Source organism: Staphylococcus sp. HMSC059F04, assembly GCF_001812565.1.
GTDB lineage: Bacteria > Bacillota > Bacilli > Staphylococcales > Staphylococcaceae > Staphylococcus > Staphylococcus lugdunensis.
In genome coordinates this window covers 25,079-49,560 of record NZ_KV809467.1, presented here as the reverse complement: position 1 = coordinate 49,560, position 24,482 = coordinate 25,079, and the positions used below count along the sequence as shown (strand labels likewise).

Sequence of the window (24,482 nt, the reverse complement as noted above, 5' to 3'; positions counted from 1 at the left end):
AAGGAGTAGACAGATGACTAAGAAAAAAATATGGGCAATCAGTTTTATTATTCTTATATTATTAATCATTAGTGTTGTTATTTTAAAATATATATTGCGAGATCATAAGCAACAACATTCAGGTTACGATACATATACAGTTAAAGCGGAAACACCGATTCAAATTGAAGGTAAGGCCGCGCCACAGTCAGTAAAAACTTATCAATATAATAGTCAAGTTGGTACGTTGATTGCTGCTACAGTTGAAGATGGACAAAAAGTACGCCAAGGTGAAAGTCTTATTAGTTACGATACAAATACGAGTAAGCGTCAATCTATGGCCAATAAAGTGAATCAAGCACAGCAACAAGTGAATAAAGATGTGACGCAAATTAATCAAACGCCTAATGACCAGTCATTACAAACGAAGCTTACAGAGGACCAAAGTGCCTTATCAGAAGCACAACAGCAACTTGCACAATATGATAAATAGGTAAATGATAGTACGGTAGCTTCATTTAACGGTATTGTTAACATTAAAAATGGCAGTGATGCTAGCGATGGTGAACCTATTTTGCAGCTAATATCGAATCAACCTCAAGTTAAAGCAACCGTTTCAGAATTTGATATTGATAAAATTAAAGAAGGAGATAACGTCAATATTAAGATAAATAGTAATGGTAAAAGCGGGACTGGGAAAATCATCAAGATTGATCAACTTCCAACATCGTTTGAAGATTCAACAAATACAAATGCTGCACAAGCAAGTCAACAAGGAAATACGGAAAGTAATGGCGAGGCGAGCGGGACACAAACAGCTATAAATCCAACTGTTAATAATCCATCAGGAGGTAAAGACGGAGCAGCATCAAAATACACGGTAATTATAGGGAATATAGATCTCCCAATTAGAGCAGGTTTTTCGTTAGAGGCCAAAATTCCATTGAAAACATTAAAATTACCGAAGAATGTTTTAACGAAAGATAATCAAGTATTCGTGTTGGATTCTGAGCATAAAGTACATAAACGCCATATTAAAATTGAACGCAATAATGATCAAATTATTGTTAAAAAAGGATTAAAAGCTGGAGATAAAGTAATTAAAAATCCTCAAGTCAATCTCAATGATGGTGAAAAAATTGAGGTGTCTTCATGATTGAGTTAAAAGGTGTCAACCGTGCTTTTAAGAATGGCAATGAAACAACCCAAGTATTAAAAGACATTAACTTGAACATTCAAGCAGGCGAATTTATTGCAGTTATGGGTCCGTCTGGTTCTGGGAAAAGTACGTTAATTAATATTTTAGGTTTTATTGATCGTGGTTATTCAGGAATCTATAATTTTGAACATGAATCTTACAAACAAAGTTCAGATAGTAAATTAGCTGAAATACGCAATCGTACAGTGGGTTTTGTGTTTCAAAATTTTAAATTAATTCAAAATCATACTATTTTTGAAAACGTCAGCATTCCACTTATTTACAATGGTATGCCAGCGAAAAAAAGATCAGTACGCGTGAAGCAACGGCTTGCTGATGTTGGACTCACAGGGAAAGAAAATTTACTACCTAGCAAGTTATCAGGAGGTCAGCAACAACGTGTGGCAATTGCTCGAGCAATCGTCAATGAACCAAGGTTTATTATTGCTGATGAGCCAACTGGTGCACTTGATTCTGAAACGTCGAAGGAGATTATGGCATTATTTGGAAGTTTAAATAAGGCACAACAAACAACATTAATTATGGTTACCCATGATTGCAAAGTGGCTGAACAAGCAGACCGTATTATTCATATATTAGATGGTCGCATACAAAGCGAAGAGGTGATGACACATGAGCAATTTATATAATGTTATTGTTGTCGCCTTGCGCTCAATATTAAAAAACAAACGACGTAACCTGTTAACTATGATTGGAATCATAATTGGTATTGCCGCTGTGATTACAATTATGTCGCTAGGTAATGGATTTAAACAATCGACCAATGAACAATTTGATGATGCAGGCGCGGGCAAGAATCAAGCAATAATCAGCTTTGCTACAGAAAACCAAAGCGCTCCAAAAGAAAATCCGTTTAAACATGAGGATATTCAGTTAGTAGAACAAGTCAATGGTGTGTCCTCGGCTAAAATCAAAGAAACACAAGAAAGTACATATGCAGCTAAAGCGACCAATACCCAAGGTAACGGCGAAGTTAACTTAAAAAAAGCAACAGCAGTAACAGCGGTAGATGAAGGCGATGGATATTCTACTGAAGACAATGATATGATTGAAAAAGTTGTCGTCATTGACCATAAACTTTCAAAACGAATCTTTCATAATGATGCGGTTGGGAAGTCATTATACATTAATGGTGAGGGCTTTAAAGTTGTTGGTGTGTCTGATGCTGATGTTACAGATGACAGTGGTTCACCAGTTGAAAACGTTGTGCAAATGCCTACGAAAACATTTAATCATTATATGAGCGACCTTTCACAAGGTACGCCGCAACTTCAGCTTACTGTGATGGCAGATGCACATAAGAAAGATGTCGCCCAACAAGTTGAGAAGGAATTAAATAAAAAAGGCTCAGGGCTCTCTGAAGGTAAATATAGCTTTGTGGATAATGAAGATATGATGAAAAGTGTGGGTAATATTCTTGATACCATTACCTACTTTGTTGCTGCAGTAGCAGGAATATCATTGTTTATTGCTGGTATAGGTGTAATGAATGTCATGTACATTTCAGTGACCGAACGTACCGAGGAAATAGCGATTCGCCGTGCGTTTGGTGCAACCGGCAAGAACATTGAAGTACAGTTTTTAGTGGAAAGTGTTATCTTATGTTTAATTGGAGGTATTATTGGACTTATATTAGGCATTGGTTTGGCAACACTTATTGATTTCGTTACACCTGACATGATTAAGAGTTCGGTCAGTCTAGGGTCAGTCTTATTAGCAGTTAGTGTTTCTACACTAATTGGAATCATTTTTGGTTGGGTACCAGCACGTGCTGCGGCTAAAAAAGAATTAATTGATATTATTAAGTAGTAGTATAAAAACAACTAATAAAGGCCATAAAATGCATATCGTAGCGTGCATTTTATGGCCTATTCATTTTGTTACGTTTTGAAAGATGCACTTAGAGCGTCTTCTAAGTTTATACCTATCATCACGAGATAAAGTGGAATGTCTTGTTGCAGAGCAATAGGTGTTAATTCGATTTGTTGTTGTGTACATTGGACAAGGTAAGTGTAAGGTTTATCAGCAAAGCGCATAAAGCCTTTTAGTCTATATACATGTGTTGGTAAATGTTCTAAATGATCGATAAATGTATGTTGATTAACTATCGTCGGCTGTTCAATAAAAATATGATTCAGACGATGGTGATGTTGTCCAGAAGGCTTAGCATGTAAAGCCTGTGGTTGTATTAAATCACTTAAACCTAATTGGCCTTGAACGCCCACTCGCACATCTGCATCTTGATGTTGTTGGCCTATGTTAACCAGAAATTCACTTAAGCTGTCTAAATCAACTCGATCTATTTTATTGATGAATAGTGTAGAACTATGCTCTAGTTGTGCAAAGAACAAGTGCTGAATGTCATCAGGATAGGTTGATAGCTTATTTGCCATTGCCGCATCGATGACATTGACAATACTATCAATACGAACGATAGGACTAAGCACTGGTGTTAAACATGCATCAACAACTGCCAGTGGTTCAGCCACGCCACTGCACTCGATAAAGACAACATCTGGTTGATAGTGTATATAAAGCTGATGTAGTTGTTGCGAAACATCTGCTTTCATAGCACAACAAATACAGCCTGACGTTATTTCTTCTAAAGGAATAGGTTGTTCAATTAGTAAGCCATCGATACTTTGCTTACCAAATTCATTCATAATCACAGCCGGATGCAAGTGACTGTCTATAGCATCTTTAACTAAATGATTTAACAGGGTAGTCTTCCCACCGCCTAAAAAGCCACCAATAATGATAATTCTCATACGATTGCCTCCTTATTAATGTAGCCAAATGGTGCAGATACGAACGATAAACCATGTAACCGTTATACACATGCTTGCAGTTATCATTTGTTGTGAAATCATTTTCAAGCTTTGCAACCATCCTAAATGTCGTATTAACATAGTCATTGTGACAGTACATGATGTGAACGTTGAGCTGAAAAACACTAATAGTAGCAACTGTAAACTACTTAACTCCTTAAGCCAGAATCCATCATGCATATTGAAAAGCAACATGCCGTCCTTGCGTATAATTGAAAACAATATACCGGGAGATAACTGTGTTGGTATATTGAGATAAGATAATAAAGGCATAAAAATTTGTGAAATAAACGTTAATATGGGCGTTAATGCTAAGAGGCTAACAATAACACAAATGCCTATAAAAATAGGTAATGCTTGTAGCAAAAACATACGCACATTACACCATAAAGCATTACATAAAGAAAAAAACTGTGGCCAATGAAATTTAAAATTGTGATAAAAGTTCGAATTGGTTATTAATCTTAGCTGTTGTCGGTTCCTCCACAACTGGTTGTGTAACATACCGCCTAAAAAGACTAAAATTAAGTACGGTACAAATAACCAAGAGCGCTGTGCTACGTTGAAAATAGAAAGGGTTGCACCAATTTGATAGCTACAAGAGCTACCAAAACTAATCAAACTCATACACTGTGCTTTAGTACATTGGTGACATTGAGAAGCCGCTTGTGATACCGCTGCAGCATTACAACCGAAGCCTTCAAGCACGGGGATGATATCAGCTCCGTGTAGGCCCAACTTTTTCATAGTAGGCTCGATAGCCCATACAATATATTCTTTAAGATGTGTTTGAGCAACAATGGCTGTCGATAAGCTGATTAATATAACTACTGGTAACGCCCATATAAGTGAATAAGTACCTAGTGAGCCAATGCCATAATCTCCAAATAATATCGAATTTACCCAATGTTGACTGAATAGAGATAGCTTGGCTAAATGTTGTATGCCTTCTTCTACATAAGCAGTTTGTAACCATGCTGAAAAATGATACGCCCCCCATACGGGTAGTGCAAACATAATCACAATCAATAACCAACCGAAAGACATATCACGTTTTTTGGGTTGTATCGTTTTGCATAACTGTACAAATTGAGTGAGTTGTTTCACAATGGCTTCACTATTCAAAGGACTTACTAATATACGTTCATACAAAGAAATATCTAATTGATGTTTTACAATCCATTGGCGTAATAAAGTTTGTTGCTGGGTTGTTAGTTTAGTAATATTTGTTAACTTTAGATAATGAATATCATGTGGTATGGCATCATGTGTACCATTTTTTAAATCAAAGGTTATCTCTAGCATGAGCAGTTCACATCACAGCATTCATAATCATCTAGGTACATTTGATTATGCTTATAGCGGTCAACGATATTTTGATTGTCTGATAACCCTTCACGATCAGCAATTATCTTCGCTAATACCGCAAAACGTGCTCTAAATTTATAAATGTAGCATAACGTTGCATTGTTATGGCGGACTGTTGCACCAATCATAAACACATTTGGATATCGTGTTGATTCGTCTTGGTCTGTAAGTTTAATGTCTTGACCGTTAATATCAAAAAGTTGTTGTACCAATGGATTGGCCCTGACATCAAAACCAGTTGCAATAATAGGCTCAGTTTCAGATTGAGTAATAAGCCCATTTGTAAACGTTAAAGTATAGATGTCATTATCATATGAGATAGATGCTAATGTATAAGGTGTATGCATATCAATTTGAGCACCATCAGACATGGCACTTTTCAAACGATGATAGGTATATGATGATAAGCGAATACTTGGATCTGCATCCACTTGATTGAAACTTGATTGCTGTGCATAAATTGATACTTGGGCACCGACGTTAGACAGATGTATGGCAGCGTCAAAAGCACTTTCATTACCACCGATAATAGTGTAGCGTTTGTTGTCTTGTCCTAACGTGTTGAAATCATGGATCTTGCTGTAATGGCGACCATATTGAAATGGTTGATATGGAAAGTCAAAATCACCAGTAGCAATAAATAAATAATCAGCAGAGTAATCGCCATGATTTGTCTTTATGTAATAACAATCTTTCTTTGCTTCTATACTGTTTACAGTTGTCTTGGTTTCAACATTTAATTGATAATGTTGACTAATCAATTCCAAGTATTCACTATATGTTGAACCTGAAAGGTGCTCTTCTTTAAAGGTAAACGCTGGAGAAGTATCGATTGACACGGCATTAATATCAGGCATACCGAAGCCATTAGTAGTAAATGATGGTGTAATGGTTCTGGTTGACTTTGGCCATTGTTTAAAAGAATGACCAATACTATTTTTTTCTAAAATTAAGACGTCAGATAGGTTAAAATCTTGAAGGGTAATCGCCATTCCAATGCCAGCTGCACCAGCGCCAACAATAATAATAGAGTGATGTTGAGACATATATATACTCCTTTATATGTTATAAATAGTAATGATTACGATTTGTAATTATATAATGAATATCCGGTGAATTCAAATGAAAGTAATAAGTAGAAGATTGAATAAAGTAAGAATCATAAAAACAACCAAGGCTTGAGGGTGTGTACCTTGGTTGTTCTGGTTATCATAGATGAGGCATTATTAGGAGGCAAGTTGATGCCTTAATGATATAAAACATGAGCTATTTAAGGCTTAATTGCAAATGCACGAACGGGGAATCCTGGTGCATTTTTAGGTTTAGGACTAATGGCATAAATAATGGCACCACGGGTTGGTAATTGATCAAGATGAGTCAATAATTCAAGTTGGAATGTGTCTTGACCTAGCACATAGCGTTCACCAACAATATCACCATTTTTAGCTGTATCTATTGAAGCATCTGTATCAAATGTTTCGTGACCAATAGATTTTACCTGACGTTCTTCTAGTAAGAACTTTAATGCGTCAAGTCCCCAACCTGGTAAATGTTGTTGACCTTTAGCATCTCTGTTTTCAAAGCGTTCTATATCAGGCCAGCGTTTTGACCAATCCGTACGCAAAGCGACAAAGGTATCAGGTTCAATTTGACCATGTTTCGCTTCCCAGGCTTCTAAATGAGCTCGAGTGACGACGAAATCATTGTTGTCAGCAGCTTCTTTAGAAAAATCCAACACGATAAGAGGCAGAACGAGTTCTTTTAAATCTAAGTCTTCTAAATAACGTTTACCTTCAACAAAGTGAATAGGTGCATCAATATGTGTGCCATATTGTGTCACAATATTCCAACGTTGCACGTAAAAGCCGTGTTCTTTTACAGTGAATAGTGTATCCACTTGACCCTTTTCGAATTCACTAAAACAAGGAATATCTGGATCAAACGTATGTGTAAGGTCAACCCATTGTGCTGATTTTAATTGATGAAGCTGTTCCCATAAAGGATAAGTTGTCATTACAATCACCTACTTTGAATAATATTAATCGTGATGAGTCTGGAATATCATCATATTTTAGGCTCTGAGCCCTATATTGGCAGTTGTTGACTGGATTGAAAAGCACTTATACCAAGCTTTTTTAATCCTAGTCAACCTTGCCGGTGCCGGACTACGAATTCATATTAAACTCTGTCCCGCTCCCATCATAAATCATCAGCGTATTAAGAAATATAAGATGTGTCTTATTCAGCGCGTTTTTTCTTCACGGTATTTACCAAGACGGTTAAAGCAGCTTTAACTTCATCTTCTTTACGTGTTTTTAAACCGCAATCTGGATTAACCCAGAAGAGTGAACGATCAATTTGTTGAAGTGAACGATCGATTGCCGTTTCAATTTCATTTTCAGTAGGAATACGTGGACTATGGATATCATAAACGCCCAGACCAATACCTAAATCATAGTTGATATCTTCAAAGTCTTGAATTAAATCGCCGTGACTACGTGATGTTTCAATTGAAATCACATCAGCATCTAATTCATGAATCGCATTGATGATTTGACCAAATTGAGAATAACACATATGCGTATGAATTTGTGTATCATCTCGCACAGATGATGTCGCAAGTTTAAATGAATGTACTGCGTCTTTTAAGTATTGTGCATGATATTCAGAGCGTAGTGGTAAGCCTTCACGTAATGCAGGTTCGTCTACTTGAATTACTTTGATGCCTGCAGCTTCAAGTGCTAACACTTCTTCATTGATTGCTAATGCAATTTGATCTTGTACAATTTTACGAGGTACATCGACACGTTCGAATGACCAGTTCAGAATGGTTACAGGACCAGTTAACATACCTTTTACCGGTTTGTCTGTTAAACTTTGAGCGTATACTGTTTCTTTAACAGTAAGTGGTTCGGTCCATTTTACATCACCGTAAATTACAGGTGGTTTTACGGCACGAGAGCCATAAGATTGTACCCATCCAAATTTTGTTACAAGGAAACCTTGTAATTTTTCTCCAAAGAATTCAACCATATCATTACGTTCAAATTCACCATGAACTAACACATCTAAACCGATATCTTCTTGAATTTTAATCCAACGCGCAATTTCACTTTCTAAGAAATCATTATAGGCTTTATCTGAAATTCGATGATTTTTCCAATCTGCTCGATATTTACGCACTTCCCGTGTTTGCGGGAATGATCCAATCGTTGTTGTAGGTAAGTCAGGTAAGTGTAAACGTGCATCTTGAGCTTTTTTACGAGCTGGGAATGCTGATTGACGATGTGTACGTACACTTTCAAAATCATATTCAAGATTTTTAAATGATTGACTTTGGAAACGTTCATAACGTGCTTTTAGTGCATCATATTTAGTGCTATCATTGTTGTTAAATAAACGACGAAGCGCATCCAATTCATCTAATTTTTCAGTAGCAAAGCTTAACCCTTCAGCGACTGACGCTTCTAATGTTTCATCATCTAATGATACTGGAACATGCAATAATGATGATGATGGTTGAATCACAATATGTTCTGTATATTGTTGCAATGTTTCAATGAGATTTTTCTTAGCTTCAATATCTGCAGCCCATACATTACGACCATCGATAATACCTGCGTATAATGTTTTTGAACGATCAAAGTCTCCGGCTTGAATTTGTTTTAAGTTGTAACCATTGTCATGAACAAAGTCTAAACCTAAGCCACCAACTGCTAAAGTACTTAAGAATTTAACATTAGCACGTTCAAAATATGTTTGAATGACTAATTTTTTGCCCAAGCCATCATGAGCTAAATAATCATATGCTTCTTTCGTGATTGTTTCATAATCACTGCTGCCATCAGTAACTAATATCGGTTCATCTACTTGAATGTATTGTGCACCAGCGTCAACTAATTGTTGTAACACTTCTTTATAAAGTGGTAGTAATGCACGCACTTTTTCCTCAAAAGATTGATGACCGCCTTTTGATAATTTTACAAAAGTAATAGGTCCTACAATGACAGGATGTGCATTGATATTTAGTGATTGTGCATATTTAAAGCGTTCTAACAAAGCATTATATTCGATTTTAGGAGTAACATTGTCCCATTCTGGTACGATATAGTGATAGTTGGTATTGAACCATTTGATTAAGGCACTAGCTACATGTTCTTTATTTCCGCGTGCGATATCGAATAATAAATCATCATTCACTTCTCGGCCTTGGAAACGTTGAGGGATAATATTGAATAATAGAGATGTATCGAGAATATGGTCGTAAAGTGAAAAATCTCCTACAGGTACACTATCTAAATTGTAATTTTTTTGAAGTAGTAAATTTTCTCTGTGTAAGTCAGTTAATGTTTGGTCTAATTCAGCTTTATCAATTTTTTTAGCCCAATAACTTTCTATTGCTTTTTTCCATTCTCTTTTTCTACCTAATCTTGGGAATCCTAAATTTGAAGTGTTAATTGTTGTCATAATATTGCCTCCTTATTAGTGGTGATTGATCGTGAGTACGCTGCGAGTTCTAGAGAGTAATCTACACGTTGAAATGGTGTGATGATATACAATCCGTTAAAATATTGATGTACTGTATCAATCAAATCTTTTGATAGTCTTAAACTCAATTCTTTCGTCTTTTCTTTATCATCTTTAACTGCTTTAAACTGATTTAATACACTTTCTGACATCTTGATGCCTGGCACTTCATTATGTAAAAATAGTGCATTGTTGTAACTTGCAATAGGCATAATTCCTATAAATATAGGTATATTTAGATGTTTTGTTGCTTCATACACTTGAATGATTTTTTCTTTGCTATAAACCGGTTGTGTAATGAAATAACTCATGCCGCTTGCTATTTTCTTTTCTAAGCGTTTTACAGCGCCATCTAACTTTCGTACGTTTGGATCGAAAGCGCCAGCGATGTTGAAGTTGGTATGTTTCTTCAGCGCATCACCGTCTGTATTAATACCTTGATTAAAACGTAAAGCTAATTCTGTTAAACCTTTAGAGTTGACGTCGTAGACATTCGTTGAACCTGGTAAATGTCCTACCTTAGATGGATCTCCAGTAATAGCTAAAATTTCATTGACACCTATTAAAGATAGGCCTAATAAATGAGATTGTAAGCCAATTAAATTACGATCTCGGCAGGTAATATGTACTAAAGGTTCAATGTCATAGCGCTGTTTAATTAGACTGGCAGCAGCGATGTTACTAATGCGAACAGTGGCCAGCGAATTATCTGCTAACGTTACAGCATCGATATGTGCTGCATCCAATTTTCCTATATTTTCAAAGAATAAATCTGTATCCAAGTGCTTTGGAGTATCTAGTTCGACAATTACCGTTGGGCCTTGTTTAACTTTAGAAGTTAGTGATTGTTTTATCGAATCTGTTCGACGCTGATTACTCTTTTTATGAATAGGAATAACCTTTTTATGGTTAACAGGTGAGAGGTGTGACACCGAGGATTTAATGTAATGAATGTGTTGTGGTGTCGTTCCACAACAACCCCCAATCAAGCGTACACCTTGTTCGATTAATTTTTCTGCTACAGCACCAAAGTATTGTGCATTGTCATTATATTTAAATTCACTGTTTTCAATATCTAGTAAACTGGCATTGGGATAACACGAAATATATGCATTATCTGGCAATGCGATGTGAGAAAATGATTTTTCCATATGATGTGGTCCGTGATGACAGTTCAGGCCAACCACATCAGCACCACAAGTAACAAGTTGTGCTAAGGCATCATTGATTTCTGTACCGTCAACAAGATAAGTTGTGTTTGAAGCGGTTAATTGTGCGACTACCGGAATGTCATAATTACGTTTAGTCCAGGTAACAATACGTTTCAATTCATCTAAGTCGTAATATGTTTCAAATAGCAGTGCATCTACACCTTCTTCAATCAACGTATCAATTTGATTTTCCGTATGATACTGTATCGTTGATAAAGAAATATCATCTTGTTTAATACCGCGAAATCCGCCTACAGTACCTAATATAAATGTATTTTTAGTCGCAGCGCGCTTTGCAATTTTAACAGCAGCCTTATGAATTTCTTTAACTTTATGTTCTAAACCAAAGGGTTTTAATTTTTCAAAATTAGCACCATATGTGTTGGTTTGAATAACATCGGCGCCTGCCTCGATATATGAGCGATGAATTCGTTCAACTTTATCAGGATGAGTTAAGTTATAGGCTTCTGGGCAAGTATCTAAGCCTTCTGAATAAAGAATAGTACCTATAGCGCCATCAGCTACTAAGATATTGTTTTGTAACTGGTTGAGAAATTGACTCATTAAAAGCCTCCTTTAGTGCAAATTTGATGTCGGCAATCAGTTCGTCAGGTTGTTCTAATCCTACACTTAATCGGAATAAGCCAAACGTAATACCGCGTTGATTTCGCACATCTTCTGGAATAGCTGCATGTGACATAGTAGCTGGATGAGATAAAATTGTCTCAACACCGCCTAAGCTGACGGAAACTAATAGTAGTGTCAATGCATCAACAAAGGTTTGTGCTTTTGACTCATCCTTTAATCTAAAGCCTATGACAGCACCGCCACTAGATGATTGTTGCAGATGTTTAGCATGATTTCCTGGGTAATAAACTTCGGAAATTTCAGAACGTTGAGATAAAAATTCGACTAGCCGTTCTGCATTGGCTGTAGCTTGCTTAAAGCGTACTGGCAAAGGCTTAAGGTGTTTAGCTAGTGTCCAACTATCTTGTGCTGATAATGCGGTGCCAGTACCGTTTTGTAATAAGTAAAGTGCTTGAGCGACATCTTGTCGATTTGTAATTGCGGCACCTGCAATAATGTCACTGTGACCACTTAAAAATTTAGTTGCTGAGTGTACAACAATATCAGCGCCTAATGCTAAAGGTGACTGGCCTAGTGGTGTCATAAATGTATTATCAACCGCTAATAATAACTGATGTTGCTGTGAGATTTGGGCGACAGCACGAATATCAGTGATCTTAAAACATGGATTCGATGGTGTTTCAACATAAATCAACTTTGTGTTAGATTGAATCGCCTGTTCAATGTTATTGGGTTGTGTGGTATCGACAGTTGTAAATTCAATACCAAAACGGTTCAATATTTGTTCTGTTAAACGGAATGTACCTCCGTAAACATCATCAGGAAGTATGACATGGTCTCCGGACGACAGCGTTAACAATACAGCCGAGATAGCTGCAATACCTGAAGCATAAGCAAACGCGTAAGTCCCACCTTCTAACTTAGCTAATTTATCTTCAAGCAGTTGCCGGTTTGGATTGCCACTACGTGCGTAATCAAATGGTGCATTGCCACCTAATACTTGTTGATGAAATGTTGAAGAATCATACAGTGGTGGGTTTGCTGAGTCATAATCAATACCGCGTCGTTCATCAAAAATGACTTCAGTTTCTTTAGATAAAGCCATATCATCACTCCTCTTTAGCTTGTGTTAAAGCTTGAATAATATCTGCTTCAATATCTTGGTAATGTTCAATACCTATAGACAAACGTATTAAATATTCATCGATGCCACGTTTATCCTTTTCTTCATCTGGCATATCGACGTGTGTTTGCGTGTATGGAAAAGTAATAAAAGTTTCTGTTCCACCTAAACTTTCAGCGAATATACAAATTTCTAAATTTTCCAAAAATTTAGCAACTGAATAATGTTTGTTGAGACGTAAGCTTAGCATGCCTGTTCGTCCGCTATATAAAACTTCATCAATAGCTGCTAAGTCGTTACAACGCTGTGCAAGTTGTTGGGCATTTTGTTGAGCCCGTTCAACTCGGAGATGAAGTGTTTTTAAACCACGCTGTAATAAATAACTGTCTAATGGTGAGAGTGTTGCACCAGTCATATTATGAAATTGACCTAATGTTTCTGCTAATTGCGTATCCTTGACCGTGACGACGCCAGCCAACACATCATTATGGCCACCAATGTACTTTGTTGCTGAATGTAGTACTATATCAGCACCTTCAGTCAACGGTGTCGATAAGTATGGCGTAAGAAACGTATTATCGATAATCGTCAATAATCCATGACGCTGACTGAGATCATAATAAAGCGTGACATCAATTTCTATCATTTGTGGATTTGAGATTGGTTCAATAAACAATGCTTTAGTATGTGCATTGATATGCTGTAAAACGTCATCATAATTTAAGAAATCGACATATTTAAATTTAATGCCATATTGCTGTTCATAAAAATCAAACAGTCTAAATGTCCCGCCATATAAATCAAATGCGACAAGCACTTCATCACCTGGTTTAAAGAGGTTACAGATAAGTTGGATAGCGGCCATGCCACTCGACGTCGCAAATGAGGCAACGCCTTGTTCTAGTGCAGCGAACGCTTCCTCAAATGCACTGCGTGTTGGATTCTTTGTGCGCGAATAATCATAACCTGTTGATTCACCAAGATGAGGATGTTGAAATGCTGTTGATAAATAAATGGGATTCGCAATGGCGCCGGTCGCATCTTTAGTTAAAGCGATTTGAGCCAATTGTGTATCTTTCATATCAATGTCCTCCATTCCGTTTTTCAATAAAAAAAGCTTCCGTCCTTTAAAACCGATAGTTATCGGATGTAAAGGACGAAAGCTTGTTTCGCGGTACCACCTTTGTTTGTTACTTTATTGCTAAAGTAACCTCATTCAGTACGCCATATTTGTCTAGACATAAGTGAAACGAATATCACGTTTAGCCACGATTAATGTGAATTTAGAACACATTAAAAAACTCATTTAGTTCTAAAGAATTAAATGAGTATTAACCGGCATGTCGTGACGTATTGCATTCCAGTACGCCATTCAACAAAATGTTAATACTGTATCGCTATAACGGGCGAACCCGTTGATACCTCCTATTGGTATCAACACTCAAAGGCCATTTTCAAACATGCTTCCAATGTTTCCTTTCAGCAAATGGAAACTCTCTGTGCTTGTAGTGTATGCTCTACTTTCCTTATTACAGTGTGTAGTGTTTTTGTAATGATATTTCATAGCTTACAGCTCAAAATTTAATTTGTCAACAACTTTTCTGAAAATTTAGATTAGAAAATTAATTCCGATAGATTATCGTAAACGATAAAACATGCGAGATAAATTAGATAAAAAGATTTTATTTTTTGGCTAAGGGTACGGTTAGCACTTGTGAAAACCACAATTAATTTTTAAAATAATATAAAGTAATAGAACACAATCATTTGATGTATAAAATAAATTTAGTAAAGGGAAGATGAGGTGAGAATTAGTGGCTATAGAAAATGATCATCGCCTACAGATAAATGAAGATGAGCAGATACGATGGATTGCAATTGAAGAAATTATGCCTAATCCATATCAACCAAGGAAAAATTTTGATGCAGAACGACTAAACGATTTAGCTGAGTCAATTAAAATTCACGGTATTTTACAACCCATTGTGCTCAGACAAACGGTTCAAGGATATTATATTGTAGTAGGTGAGAGACGTTATAGAGCTTCTCAACTTGCTGGATTGACAAAGTTGCCATCAATTATAAAAGAGTTATCTGATGCAGATATGATGGAACTCGCTATTATTGAAAATTTACAGCGTGAAGACTTAAATGCAATTGAAGAAGCAGAAAGTTATCAACGATTGATGGACGATTTGCAACTTACGCAACAAGAAGTCGCGCATCGCTTAGGTAAATCGCGTCCATATATTGCCAACATGTTAAGACTTCTGCATTTGCCCCCATCACTTAAAGATAGTGTACAACGAGGAGAACTCAGCGGCGCACATGGCAGAACATTACTCGGAATCAAGGATAAACAACGTATGATTCAAGTGGGCAGAAAAGCGTTTAAAGAATCATGGAGTGTAAGGTATTTAGAAAAGTATGTGAACAACATTCAAGAGGGAAGTCAGCCTTACCCCAAAGTAACTAAGGAACCACTAAAACCTAAATTCATTCAAAAACAAGAGCGGTTATTACGAGAACAATATGGTGCAAAAGTTGATATCTCTACTAAAAAACAAGTTGGTGCAATTACGTTTGAATTTAAGTCGAAAGAAGAATTTGAGCGGTTAATTAAATTATTGCATGATAAGTAATGCACGTTTTTTAGTCTTACTTACCCAATTTGAGGTTCGGATAATAAAAAGTGCATGCATATGATAGCAATAAGGTGTTACTATATAGCGGTGGAAAATGAAAACAAAGATCGTGATGTTGTTCATTATTCGAACCGTAGACGGATGACGGTATAACCGAATTTATATATAATGGCATAATTGTCGAAACATAGGGAGGTTTGCATAAATGAATCAAATAAAAAATGTACTAGCATCATTATTCGAACCGCTAACTAAGGTCGAAACATATGAAAACTTAATTACAAAATTAGCTTTAATCTTAATTTATATCTTAGTAGCAATCATTGTTATATCCATCTTAAATAAAATTATTGCTCAAGCGTTTAAAATCCAAAACAAGAGTAAAAAAGGAAATAAAAAACGTTCGAAAACACTCATATCCCTTGTACAAAATGTCGTAAAATATATTGTTTGGTTTATCGTTATTACAACCGTCTTAAGTAAATTTGGAATAAGTGTAGAAGGCATTATTGCTAGCGCTGGTGTGGTGGGATTAGCTGTAGGTTTCGGAGCCCAAACGATTGTAAAAGATGTTATCACGGGATTCTTTATTATTTTTGAAAACCAATTTGATGTTGGAGATTATGTTAAAATCAATAGCGGTGGAACGACAGTTGCAGAAGGTACAGTTAAATCGATTGGTTTGCGATCAACACGCATTAATACAATAACTGGAGAATTGACTATTCTTCCTAATGGTAGCATGGGTGAGATAACAAACTTTTCAATTACGAACGGTACTGCAATTGTAGTTATTCCTGTATCAGTTGAAGAGAATTTAGATGCAGTTGAAAAGAAATTAAATAAATTGTTTGTGTCAATGCGTAGTAAGTATTATTTATTTGTAACAGATCCAGTTGTTCTTGGGATAGATGCAATTGAGAATAATAAAGTAACATTTAGAATTTCTGCAGAAACCATTCCTGGTGAAGGTGCAGCTGGTGCACGTATTTTACGTAAGGAAATTCAAAAATTGTTTGTCCAAGAAGGTATTAAATTGCCTCAACCGGTCTTTTCTCAATACGAAAGTCAACAAAAGAGCAAATAAGGATTGGAGGTAACTTTATGACGTCAAAGTATGGAATAAATGATATAGTAGAAATGAAAAAACAACATGCTTGTGGTGCGAATAGATTTAAAATTATTCGTATGGGCGCTGATATTCGTATCAAATGCGAAAAATGTAATCGCAGCATCATGATTCCACGGCAGACGTTTAATAAGAAAATGAAAAAAATCGTTGTATCACAGCAAGATACAGAAAGTAAGGAGAATGAATAATGGCTTTAACAGCAGGTATTGTAGGTTTACCTAATGTAGGCAAATCTACCCTATTTAACGCAATTACTAAAGCAGGGGCTTTAGCAGCAAACTATCCGTTTGCTACCATTGATCCTAACGTTGGGATTGTGGAAGTGCCAGATACGCGTTTAGATAAATTAACAGAAATGGTAGAACCAAAGAAAACGATTCCTACAGCATTTGAATTTACAGATATTGCTGGGATTGTTAAAGGTGCATCTAAAGGAGAAGGTTTAGGCAATAAATTTCTATCACATATTCGTGAAGTAGATGCAATTTGCCAAGTTGTACGTGCATTTGATGATGATAATGTGACACATGTCGCTGGTCGCGTAAATCCGTTAGAAGATATCGAAGTCATTAATATGGAACTCGTGCTTGCAGACTTAGAATCAGTTGAAAAGCGTTTACCACGTATTGAAAAAATGGCTCGTCAAAAAGATAAAACAGCAGAAATGGAAATGCGTATTCTAAATCGTATTAAAGAAGCTTTAGAAGAAGGCAATCCAGTGCGTAGCCTTGAGTTTAATGAAGAAGATCAAAAATGGGTTAATCAAGCACAGCTATTAACATCTAAAAAAATGTTATATATCGCTAATGTAGGAGAAGATGAAATTGGCGATGTAGAAAACGATAAAGTAACAGCAATTCGAGAGTATGCTGCAAAGGAAGATTCTGAGGTTATCGTAATCAGTGCAAAAATTGAAGAAGAGATTGCAACACTTGATGATGAAGATAAAGCGATGTTCTTGGAAGACTTAGGCATTGAAGAACCTGGTTTAAATAAACTTATCCGTACGACTTATGATTTGTTAGGTTTATCAACATATTTTACGGCGGGTGTGCAAGAAGTACGTGCTTGGACATTTAAACAAGGTATGACGGCTCCACAATGTGCAGGTATTATCCATACAGATTTTGAACGTGGTTTCATTCGTGCAGAGGTAACAAGTTATAAAGACTATGTCGAATATAATGGTGAACAAGGTGCAAAAGAAGCTGGGAAACAACGTTTAGAAGGTAAAGACTATATCATGCAAGATGGAGATATTGTTCACTTTAGATTCAATGTCTAAAATTGGAATGATAACAATAAATTGCTAACTCATAGATAAAAAACAATGTAAGCTTCGAAAATGGCTAATGTGACGAGGGGCTTACATTGTTTTTATTTATTAACTTTGGAAAAGTATATATTGTGATTTAAGTTAAAATTGAATGAATAAGTTAGTTAACTGAAGACTTATACTACAAAATTGGTATGGTCGTAATTGTTTCATGTCACTATTTATGAATAAGATAATGTCAAGATGATTTAAAAGAAAGGTATCACTTTACTCGCTTCAACAATATCTTCTGTGCTAAAAAACTGTTTACCTTCACCAGTATAAGCGGGTTGAAGTACCAAGTTTGCTTTAGCACAATAGAGCCAATCTGGGTGGATACCACTATTTAGAATGTCTTGAAATTCTTGAAAATCCTTAGACCAATCTAAATTTAACTGCATGTTAAACACCTCACATCGATATTATAGAACATACGTTCTGTTTTGTAAAGTGCTATTTAACCTAGTTGATAAAAAAATTCTGATTAAGATTTTGACTTACATAGTTAGCATCAACATTTTGTTTGAGTTCAGATGCATAATAGTGATCCGTGTATTGCCATAGGACATGTTCGCTTTGAGGTTCAGTTTGTTGATACGCTGCTAACCAACATCCATCATAAGCATTAATGGCGTTAGCAACATGATTTAACATGAAATTCTCGTAAGAATAGAACAATACCTTTTTATTTCCCGCTAACTTTTTCATTTCAGCAGCCCAAGCTTGAGTGGCAGTATTTTCATCACCAGATTTAACCGTTTGTTGTTCATAATCATTAATGTAAAAATCAGCTTTAGGTGCACGTTGATGAAGTGTTCGAGCCTCATAACGCGCATCATCGGCATTTTCATACATACTATAAGAATAAACACCAAATTTCATATTGTATTTATCTAAAAGTGCAGAATTGTTTGCTAAACATTTATCGACATATTCAGAGCCATATTGTCCGCGAATAATGATGAAGTCATAGTTTTTCTTTAATGCTTTTACTTGAGCATCGGTAAGTGCACCTTGCCATTCAGATATATCTAAAATTCTTTTGCTGGATGACGAAACATTTGCCCGTGGTTTAGTTGGCATGCCTCCTCGGCCGCCTGCACCACTATTTATGTATTGTTTGTAACCAGAGCCCATTGTACCTTTATGATATTGATATACTGGTTTTTCTGCTAAAGCTGTGGTGGTACATAGAGTTGTCAGTAAAATTAAGAGGGTTATAATCGATCGTGATATTTTTATAAACATTAAGAGCCTCCTTATTATGTAAACTACAGTTGAAAGTGTTTAAATATTTTTTGAATGGTTCGTATAGAGGGTAAAATATTTAAAATGTATTAGCAACCATGCGTATTGCTCGATATATGAAATAGGCAATAAGTTTGATTTAAAAATAAAATGCGCACTATATTTTGGCGGTATGCGTCATGTAAAAGACAAAATAATATAGATTGTAAAAAGTAAAACCCTATGCTATAATTATGGACTGTGAGTAATGAAAATTATTCCTTGCTTATTGATAAAGTTAATAAGCCGCATAGACCACAAGGAGGTGCAATTATAAAATGAGAACATATGAAATTATGTATGTCGTACGTCCAAATATTGAAGAAGATGCTAAAAAAGCTGTAGTAGAACGTTTTAACGGTATCTTAGCTTCAGAAGGATCAGAAGTTTTAGAAGAAAAAGATTGGGGTAAACGCCGTCTTGCTTATGAAATTGAAGATTTCAAAGAAGGCTTCTATAACATCGTACGCATTAAAACAGATAACAATAGAGCGACTGACGAATTCCAACGTTTAGCTAAGATTAATGATGATATCATTCGTTACATCGTTATCCGTGAAGACCAAGATAAGTAATAATTAGACGGGGGCGCTTATATGTTAAATAGAGTTGTATTAGTAGGTCGTTTAACCAAAGATCCAGAATACAGAACTACTCCCTCAGGCGTAAGTGTAGCGACTTTTACTTTAGCTGTTAATCGTACATTCACGAATGCTCAAGGGGAACGCGAAGCTGACTTTATCAACTGTGTTGTTTTTAGAAGACAAGCAGAAAACGTTAATAACTATTTAAATAAAGGTAGTTTAGCCGGCGTTGATGGTCGCTTACAATCACGTAGTTATGAAAATCAAGAAGGTCGTCGTATTTTTGTTACCGAAGTTGTATGCGACAGTGTTCAATTCCTTGAACCTAAGAACGCACAACATGGTGGCCAACGTTCACAAAACAATGAATTCCAAGACTATGGTCAAGGATTCGGTGGTCAACAATCAGGACAAAATACGTCATATAATAACAATAACGCATCAAAATCTAATCAAAACGATAATCCATTTGCCAATGCTAATGGACCGATTGATATTAGTGATGATGACTTACCATTCTAAAAAAATGAACGCATGAAATAAAAAATATTAAAGGAGGCAGTTAACCATGGCAGGTGGACCAAGAAGAGGCGGACGTCGTCGTAAAAAAGTATGTTATTTCACAGCAAATGGCATTACACATATCGACTATAAAGACACTGAGTTATTGAAACGTTTTATCTCAGAACGCGGTAAAATTTTACCACGTCGTGTAACTGGTACTTCAGCTAAATATCAACGTATGTTGACAACAGCTATCAAACGTGCACGTCATATGGCATTATTACCATATGTTAAAGAAGAAAACTAATATATAGTTTATTATAAAACCCCGTAAGCATAGGCTTATGGGGTTGTTTTTGTGTTTTGAGAATTATAGAACCGTTTATTAAAGGACCTGGGACATCATTATGTTTTAGGCTCTGAACTATATATTGACAGTAGTTGACTGGAGTGCAAATATATTGATACCAAGTTGTTTTCAATCTTAGTCAGCCTTGCCAGAGCGGGGATTACGAATTTATAGTGAATGCTGTCCCGCTTCCATTGCATCAACGTCCTAAGTTACAGTGGGGAATAACTATGTAGGTTAAGTGTGCACAAGATTTCTTTATATACTAGATAGTATATAACTAATAGAACCAATTGTTCACTGAGATATATCAGAACGAATAATTGAGCTTTTAGACATATAGATATATTAGGTATGTCAATTTGCGTTCATTCGTGGCAAATATAATTAAAAGCCTATGGAGGTCATATATATGGAATTAATAGGTAAAATTATAGCGTTTACTATGGAGACTATTTCAAATTGATTGGGGAGTAACGCTCTATTGAGAGATATTAAGAATGGGTTTAAGCGAAAACGCAATTGAACCAAATACTCATATTTGATACAGTGATATTAAATATACATAGGAGGTTGTTAGAATGATTTACTTTCTTATAGCGTTTCCTTTGATAATGATGTTAATATTAATAGCCAAAGCTAAAAAGGAAAACAAGGATGAGTAAATTTTTAAAAACACTAGGCGATTTTATATTCATTATTGCTATCTTTGTGATAGGTACATATTTATTAAGTTATTTTAATATACATATAACTAATCGGCTTGCTGACAAAATAAGTTCGTTAAACATTATTAATATTTACAGTGATAATGGATTAAATGGACTTTTAACATTAGGGATTGTATTAGCGGTAATCTCATTTGTTTACGATATGGTTTTTAGAAAAGAAAAACAAAGTGATTAGTAAATAAAAGAGGGCAAAAAAAGGGCGTACTTTTGAAATAAAGGGCAAGAGTATGAATATTAACTCATTAATATTATAGCTATAAATATTGTTATATAAGCATTTTAATAGCGAATGAAATGATATAAAATATTCCTATATTAAAGAGAAAAACTAATATATAGTTTATTGTAAAACTCCGTAAGCATAGGCTTATGGAGTTATTTTTGTGTTTTGAGAATTATAGAACCATTTATTAAAGGACCTGGGATATCATTATGTTTTAGGCTATGAACTCTATATTGACAGTAGTTGACTGGAGTGCAAATATGTTGATACCAAGTTGTTTTCAATCTTAGTCAGCCTTGCCAGGGCGGGGACTACGAATTTATAGTGAATGCTGTCCCGCTCTCATTGCATCAACGTCCTATGTTACACTTATAATTAAGATGACTATAAGCGAGGTAAAAGGTTTTGAATATTTATGTGGCTTTGCTATTAGGCTTATTATTTATAGTATTATATTCTGTAACTTGTACTTTTTTCTATAACTTAAATTATAGAAGGATATATAAAGGTAATAATATGAACAAAAGACAGATTTATATTAACCTATTAGTGCATGGGTTTATCGGTCTGGTATATGTAACAGTAGTAATTTATTTTTCTTATTTTAAATAAAAAGATCATTTCAGACGCTTGAACGGAATCATTTATTGTATGTAATTTGAGTTTGCAAGATCGTATAACATAATTGTATATTGATAAAAAGGCTTCATTTTCAGCTTTGGAGATATTTGTTATCATATGTGGTAAATATAAAAAGTATTTATGGAGGCCATACATGCGAAGTAATAATAAACGTTATTGGTTCCATAATACATGCAATAATCATATAATTTACAGAAAAGCGGATGAGAATTTCAGAAATAGCAATAAGAATAATTAGACAGGAGTGTAACTATGGCAAAGTATTTTACTTCTATGAAAGTGATTTTGTACCTTTTAATCTTAATTATATTACAGCCAATCGTTTTTAATGTTTTAAATTTAGACGAATCTAAACTTCTAGGCATTATCGGTCATGTGATTATTATATTGATAGGTATTGCATTAATTTATTTACACGCTAAGTATAATAAAGATAGAAGTAATAATTAATTTTAAATCAACACAGCAAACGGGCAAGGTTATTTTGAATACACTAATAATAAATTAAAAGAAATACATGTAAATAATATTAGTGAAAAATACTGATATATATACAACGGGTATCACTAATTATATTTAAATACTTACATATAGTCATGAGTCAAAATAATATAAAAAGGACTGGGACATCATTATGTGTTAGGATTTGAACTAAATATTGGCAGTCGTTGAGTGGATTGAAAATGCACTTATACTAAGCTTTTTCAATCCTAGTCAACCATGCCGTGGCGGGACTACGAATTTATAATAAATGCTGTCCCGCCCCATTGCATCCATCAGGCCAATGATAATATTAGTACGTTTTACGATCTTGATACAGTATGCCCACGCCATAGCCACCTGTTCCAACTTGGTAATCAAATTTAATAATTTCGATATAAGGATTTTCTTCTAAAAATTGATTTACTTTCTTATTTAAACCATTTTCAGTCATTGTACTAAAGTTAATGAATTTCATCTTAATTATGCCTCCATATACGTATATTTTAATCATTGATTTTTACATAATTATAACATGTATTAGAATATAAAATTTAATATAATATGTTAGCTCGAATCGTTTGTTAATAAGGTGTAAAGATGTTGTAAATTACGAGTCTGTGATAAAATTAAAGTATGTTCAGATAGGCGCGAACATAGTGAATATTATGCCTAATGTTATATGTGTTCTTACACATACAGCGCACCCGTCTTCCAACCCAGGGCGGGTGTGCGTTGTATAAAAATAACGTCTGAGACATAATGATAAGCTCCCTTCAACGTAGACATTGAAAAAATGAAAACTTTGAAGGGAGCTTTTTGATATTTCGTAATCATATATTGTCGTTGAGTGGATTGCAAATACGCTTATACTAAGCTATTTAAAATCTTAGTCAACCATGCCGTGGCGCCGGGACTATGAATTCACAATGAATGCTGTCCTGCGCCCAATATAAACTTAGAGACGAATATCTACGTCTTCTAATTGTTGTTGATATTCTTGATATTTACTTTCCACAAATAATTCATATGGTGCATCAAAGAAATCGGCTAAATTCATAGCGTCTTTAAATTCTGGTTCATGTTGATGATTTTCCCACTCCCATAATTGATGTGGCTCATAATGTGTACCATATTTTTTATTTAATAAATCTGTTAATTCATTAATTTCTAAGTTACGTTTTGTTCTTAAGTTAAATAAAGCATGTGAGCTCATAACATAACCTCCAATAAGTAATAGTCCTTTATATATTCTTGATATTTATATATATTATGCCTATTCTCAAAAATAATCAACTTATTAATTTTGGAACTTCAAAATAGCATTGTTATATAATAAACGAATTTAACAGCGCGTTTTTTGTGCATCATTCATGTATAATTGCTATTATTTCGTAATTTTTTTAAAATGTTTGTAAATACACAATAATTAGAAAAGGACTTGTTGATATTTATGAAAACGTCATGGATCATATGGTGGATTGTGACTGTTTTTTGGATAATTACGTTTGCAGGCATGTCGTTGGCTATTTTGATTCGGAAAGTAGATGGTTCTGGCATGGTACAGTCACCTGAAGCTCGAATGTACGCTTTGATTGTACTTTTAATCGCTTACATTATTCCATTTATAATTCAGATTGTATGGCTGATTATTAATATTATCGTTAAATACAGAAAGCGGTAAAACACGAGGAAAGTTATATAGATTCCATAAAACCAAGTTTTAAAAAAGTTTATATAAAAATGC

24 protein-coding genes, 1 pseudogene and 1 other annotated feature are annotated in these 24,482 nt (G+C 35.0%); of the genes and pseudogenes, 13 read left to right on the top strand and 12 right to left on the bottom strand.

What is annotated here, in order from left to right:
• Positions 1-13: 13 nt before the first annotated feature.
• From HMPREF2864_RS04575 to HMPREF2864_RS04565, 3 genes and pseudogenes are all read left to right on the top strand, one after another.
• Positions 14-1,135, top strand: a pseudogene (locus tag HMPREF2864_RS04575) (efflux RND transporter periplasmic adaptor subunit).
• Positions 1,132-1,827: an ABC transporter ATP-binding protein gene (locus HMPREF2864_RS04570; protein ID WP_070572119.1), complete on the top strand. Its 696-nt coding sequence runs from the start codon at positions 1,132-1,134 to the stop codon at positions 1,825-1,827. The pseudogene HMPREF2864_RS04575 and the gene HMPREF2864_RS04570 overlap by 4 nt, the downstream one beginning before the upstream one ends.
• Positions 1,811-3,007 carry an ABC transporter permease gene (locus HMPREF2864_RS04565; protein WP_002461085.1) on the top strand — a complete coding sequence of 399 codons (1,197 nt, stop codon included), beginning with the start codon at positions 1,811-1,813 and terminating at the stop codon, positions 3,005-3,007. Before HMPREF2864_RS04570 ends, HMPREF2864_RS04565 begins: the two co-directional genes overlap by 17 nt.
• A gap of 71 nt (positions 3,008-3,078) precedes the next feature.
• Here HMPREF2864_RS04565 and HMPREF2864_RS04560 read toward each other — a convergent pair whose 3' ends face one another.
• The 8 genes from HMPREF2864_RS04560 to HMPREF2864_RS04525 all read right to left on the bottom strand — a co-directional run bounded on the left by HMPREF2864_RS04560 (position 3,079) and on the right by HMPREF2864_RS04525 (position 13,924).
• The gene (locus HMPREF2864_RS04560) at positions 3,079-3,966 is read right to left on the bottom strand and encodes a CobW family GTP-binding protein (protein ID WP_070545227.1); all 888 of its coding nucleotides are present in this window, start codon (positions 3,964-3,966) and stop codon (positions 3,079-3,081) included.
• Positions 3,967-3,981: 15 nt separating this feature from the next.
• Positions 3,982-5,331 carry a nucleoside recognition domain-containing protein gene (locus tag HMPREF2864_RS04555; RefSeq protein WP_070545224.1) on the bottom strand — a complete coding sequence of 450 codons (1,350 nt, stop codon included), beginning with the start codon at positions 5,329-5,331 and terminating at the stop codon, positions 3,982-3,984.
• On the bottom strand, positions 5,325-6,440 hold the full coding sequence (locus HMPREF2864_RS04550; RefSeq protein ID WP_070545222.1) for an NAD(P)/FAD-dependent oxidoreductase: 1,116 nt from the start codon (positions 6,438-6,440) through the stop codon (positions 5,325-5,327). Before HMPREF2864_RS04550 ends, HMPREF2864_RS04555 begins: the two co-directional genes overlap by 7 nt.
• Positions 6,441-6,664: 224 nt before the next feature.
• Positions 6,665-7,408 carry a cyclase family protein gene (locus HMPREF2864_RS04545; RefSeq protein ID WP_070545220.1) on the bottom strand — a complete coding sequence of 248 codons (744 nt, stop codon included), beginning with the start codon at positions 7,406-7,408 and terminating at the stop codon, positions 6,665-6,667.
• A 224-nt stretch (positions 7,409-7,632) separates the two neighbouring features.
• Complete coding sequence (gene metE / locus HMPREF2864_RS04540; protein WP_002461091.1) at positions 7,633-9,861, bottom strand: 5-methyltetrahydropteroyltriglutamate--homocysteine S-methyltransferase; 2,229 nt, start codon at positions 9,859-9,861, stop codon at positions 7,633-7,635.
• Positions 9,858-11,696, bottom strand: coding sequence for a bifunctional homocysteine S-methyltransferase/methylenetetrahydrofolate reductase (locus HMPREF2864_RS04535; protein WP_070545218.1), 1,839 nt, complete (start codon positions 11,694-11,696; stop codon positions 9,858-9,860). Before HMPREF2864_RS04535 ends, metE begins: the two co-directional genes overlap by 4 nt.
• Positions 11,650-12,825, bottom strand: coding sequence for a cystathionine beta-lyase MetC (metC, locus tag HMPREF2864_RS04530; protein ID WP_070545216.1), 1,176 nt, complete (start codon positions 12,823-12,825; stop codon positions 11,650-11,652). The genes HMPREF2864_RS04535 and metC overlap by 47 nt, the downstream gene beginning before the upstream one ends.
• 4 nt (positions 12,826-12,829) lie before the next feature.
• Positions 12,830-13,924: a PLP-dependent transferase gene (locus HMPREF2864_RS04525; RefSeq protein WP_002479235.1), complete on the bottom strand. Its 1,095-nt coding sequence runs from the start codon at positions 13,922-13,924 to the stop codon at positions 12,830-12,832.
• 68 nt (positions 13,925-13,992) lie between these two features.
• Positions 13,993-14,385 (bottom strand) — a binding site (T-box leader).
• 272 nt (positions 14,386-14,657) lie between these two features.
• On the opposite strand from HMPREF2864_RS04525, the gene HMPREF2864_RS04520 reads away from it, so the two are divergent.
• The 4 genes from HMPREF2864_RS04520 (at position 14,658) to ychF (ending at position 17,905) form a co-directional block, all read left to right on the top strand.
• Positions 14,658-15,485 (top strand): ParB/RepB/Spo0J family partition protein, encoded by an 828-nt coding sequence (locus tag HMPREF2864_RS04520; RefSeq protein ID WP_002492025.1) that lies wholly within the window; start codon positions 14,658-14,660, stop codon positions 15,483-15,485.
• A 208-nt stretch (positions 15,486-15,693) separates the two neighbouring features.
• Positions 15,694-16,575 carry a mechanosensitive ion channel family protein gene (locus HMPREF2864_RS04515; RefSeq protein ID WP_002479237.1) on the top strand — a complete coding sequence of 294 codons (882 nt, stop codon included), beginning with the start codon at positions 15,694-15,696 and terminating at the stop codon, positions 16,573-16,575.
• 17 nt (positions 16,576-16,592) lie between these two features.
• Complete coding sequence (locus HMPREF2864_RS04510) at positions 16,593-16,808, top strand: DUF951 domain-containing protein (protein WP_002479238.1); 216 nt, start codon at positions 16,593-16,595, stop codon at positions 16,806-16,808.
• Positions 16,808-17,905: a redox-regulated ATPase YchF gene (ychF, locus tag HMPREF2864_RS04505; protein ID WP_002479239.1), complete on the top strand. Its 1,098-nt coding sequence runs from the start codon at positions 16,808-16,810 to the stop codon at positions 17,903-17,905. Before HMPREF2864_RS04510 ends, ychF begins: the two co-directional genes overlap by 1 nt.
• A 239-nt stretch (positions 17,906-18,144) precedes the next feature.
• Here ychF and HMPREF2864_RS04500 read toward each other — a convergent pair whose 3' ends face one another.
• Positions 18,145-18,336 carry a hypothetical protein gene (locus HMPREF2864_RS04500; RefSeq protein WP_002479240.1) on the bottom strand — a complete coding sequence of 64 codons (192 nt, stop codon included), beginning with the start codon at positions 18,334-18,336 and terminating at the stop codon, positions 18,145-18,147.
• A gap of 61 nt (positions 18,337-18,397) precedes the next feature.
• Complete coding sequence (locus tag HMPREF2864_RS04495) at positions 18,398-19,183, bottom strand: GH25 family lysozyme (RefSeq protein WP_002479241.1); 786 nt, start codon at positions 19,181-19,183, stop codon at positions 18,398-18,400.
• Between the two features lie 317 nt (positions 19,184-19,500).
• On the opposite strand from HMPREF2864_RS04495, the gene rpsF reads away from it, so the two are divergent.
• From rpsF to HMPREF2864_RS04470, 5 genes are all read left to right on the top strand, one after another.
• Positions 19,501-19,797: a 30S ribosomal protein S6 gene (gene rpsF, locus HMPREF2864_RS04490; protein WP_002461101.1), complete on the top strand. Its 297-nt coding sequence runs from the start codon at positions 19,501-19,503 to the stop codon at positions 19,795-19,797.
• 21 nt (positions 19,798-19,818) lie between these two features.
• A complete protein-coding gene (ssb, locus tag HMPREF2864_RS04485) occupies positions 19,819-20,328 on the top strand; it encodes a single-stranded DNA-binding protein (protein ID WP_002461102.1) in 510 nt (169 codons plus the stop codon).
• A 46-nt stretch (positions 20,329-20,374) separates the two neighbouring features.
• Positions 20,375-20,617, top strand: coding sequence for a 30S ribosomal protein S18 (rpsR, locus tag HMPREF2864_RS04480; protein ID WP_002461103.1), 243 nt, complete (start codon positions 20,375-20,377; stop codon positions 20,615-20,617).
• Positions 20,618-21,316: 699 nt separating this feature from the next.
• Entirely contained in the window at positions 21,317-21,565 is a 249-nt protein-coding gene (locus HMPREF2864_RS04475) for a hypothetical protein (protein ID WP_002479242.1), read from the top strand.
• Positions 21,566-22,507: 942 nt separating this feature from the next.
• Complete coding sequence (locus HMPREF2864_RS04470; RefSeq protein WP_002492167.1) at positions 22,508-22,705, top strand: hypothetical protein; 198 nt, start codon at positions 22,508-22,510, stop codon at positions 22,703-22,705.
• Between the two features lie 343 nt (positions 22,706-23,048).
• Here HMPREF2864_RS04470 and HMPREF2864_RS12140 read toward each other — a convergent pair whose 3' ends face one another.
• Positions 23,049-23,213 carry a hypothetical protein gene (locus HMPREF2864_RS12140; RefSeq protein ID WP_002479244.1) on the bottom strand — a complete coding sequence of 55 codons (165 nt, stop codon included), beginning with the start codon at positions 23,211-23,213 and terminating at the stop codon, positions 23,049-23,051.
• Between the two features lie 480 nt (positions 23,214-23,693).
• A complete protein-coding gene (locus HMPREF2864_RS04465; protein WP_002461107.1) occupies positions 23,694-23,951 on the bottom strand; it encodes a hypothetical protein in 258 nt (85 codons plus the stop codon).
• A 237-nt stretch (positions 23,952-24,188) separates the two neighbouring features.
• Here HMPREF2864_RS04465 and HMPREF2864_RS04460 point away from each other — a divergent pair, with 237 nt between their 5' ends.
• Positions 24,189-24,419 (top strand): DUF3923 family protein, encoded by a 231-nt coding sequence (locus HMPREF2864_RS04460; protein ID WP_002461108.1) that lies wholly within the window; start codon positions 24,189-24,191, stop codon positions 24,417-24,419.
• The last annotated feature ends 63 nt before the right edge of the window (positions 24,420-24,482 follow it).

Excerpts from the sequence above, each read along its gene's own strand:
- HMPREF2864_RS04570 (WP_070572119.1), top strand. The coding sequence starts at position 1,132 with ATGATTGAGTTAAAAGGTGTCAACCGTGCTTTTAAGAATGGCAATGAA.
- HMPREF2864_RS04565 (WP_002461085.1), top strand. The coding sequence starts at position 1,811 with ATGAGCAATTTATATAATGTTATTGTTGTCGCCTTGCGCTCAATATTA.
- HMPREF2864_RS04560 (WP_070545227.1), bottom strand. The coding sequence starts at position 3,966 with ATGAGAATTATCATTATTGGTGGCTTTTTAGGCGGTGGGAAGACTACC.
- HMPREF2864_RS04555 (WP_070545224.1), bottom strand. The coding sequence starts at position 5,331 with ATGCTAGAGATAACCTTTGATTTAAAAAATGGTACACATGATGCCATA.
- HMPREF2864_RS04550 (WP_070545222.1), bottom strand. The coding sequence starts at position 6,440 with ATGTCTCAACATCACTCTATTATTATTGTTGGCGCTGGTGCAGCTGGC.
- HMPREF2864_RS04545 (WP_070545220.1), bottom strand. The coding sequence starts at position 7,408 with ATGACAACTTATCCTTTATGGGAACAGCTTCATCAATTAAAATCAGCA.
- metE (WP_002461091.1), bottom strand. The coding sequence starts at position 9,861 with ATGACAACAATTAACACTTCAAATTTAGGATTCCCAAGATTAGGTAGA.
- HMPREF2864_RS04535 (WP_070545218.1), bottom strand. The coding sequence starts at position 11,696 with ATGAGTCAATTTCTCAACCAGTTACAAAACAATATCTTAGTAGCTGAT.
- metC (WP_070545216.1), bottom strand. The coding sequence starts at position 12,825 with ATGGCTTTATCTAAAGAAACTGAAGTCATTTTTGATGAACGACGCGGT.
- HMPREF2864_RS04525 (WP_002479235.1), bottom strand. The coding sequence starts at position 13,924 with ATGAAAGATACACAATTGGCTCAAATCGCTTTAACTAAAGATGCGACC.
- HMPREF2864_RS04515 (WP_002479237.1), top strand. The coding sequence starts at position 15,694 with ATGAATCAAATAAAAAATGTACTAGCATCATTATTCGAACCGCTAACT.
- HMPREF2864_RS04510 (WP_002479238.1), top strand. The coding sequence starts at position 16,593 with ATGACGTCAAAGTATGGAATAAATGATATAGTAGAAATGAAAAAACAA.
- ychF (WP_002479239.1), top strand. The coding sequence starts at position 16,808 with ATGGCTTTAACAGCAGGTATTGTAGGTTTACCTAATGTAGGCAAATCT.
- HMPREF2864_RS04500 (WP_002479240.1), bottom strand. The coding sequence starts at position 18,336 with ATGCAGTTAAATTTAGATTGGTCTAAGGATTTTCAAGAATTTCAAGAC.
- HMPREF2864_RS04495 (WP_002479241.1), bottom strand. The coding sequence starts at position 19,183 with ATGTTTATAAAAATATCACGATCGATTATAACCCTCTTAATTTTACTG.
- rpsF (WP_002461101.1), top strand. The coding sequence starts at position 19,501 with ATGAGAACATATGAAATTATGTATGTCGTACGTCCAAATATTGAAGAA.
- ssb (WP_002461102.1), top strand. The coding sequence starts at position 19,819 with ATGTTAAATAGAGTTGTATTAGTAGGTCGTTTAACCAAAGATCCAGAA.
- rpsR (WP_002461103.1), top strand. The coding sequence starts at position 20,375 with ATGGCAGGTGGACCAAGAAGAGGCGGACGTCGTCGTAAAAAAGTATGT.
- HMPREF2864_RS04475 (WP_002479242.1), top strand. The coding sequence starts at position 21,317 with ATGAGTAAATTTTTAAAAACACTAGGCGATTTTATATTCATTATTGCT.
- HMPREF2864_RS04470 (WP_002492167.1), top strand. The coding sequence starts at position 22,508 with ATGGCAAAGTATTTTACTTCTATGAAAGTGATTTTGTACCTTTTAATC.
- HMPREF2864_RS12140 (WP_002479244.1), bottom strand. The coding sequence starts at position 23,213 with ATGAAATTCATTAACTTTAGTACAATGACTGAAAATGGTTTAAATAAG.
- HMPREF2864_RS04465 (WP_002461107.1), bottom strand. The coding sequence starts at position 23,951 with ATGAGCTCACATGCTTTATTTAACTTAAGAACAAAACGTAACTTAGAA.
- HMPREF2864_RS04460 (WP_002461108.1), top strand. The coding sequence starts at position 24,189 with ATGAAAACGTCATGGATCATATGGTGGATTGTGACTGTTTTTTGGATA.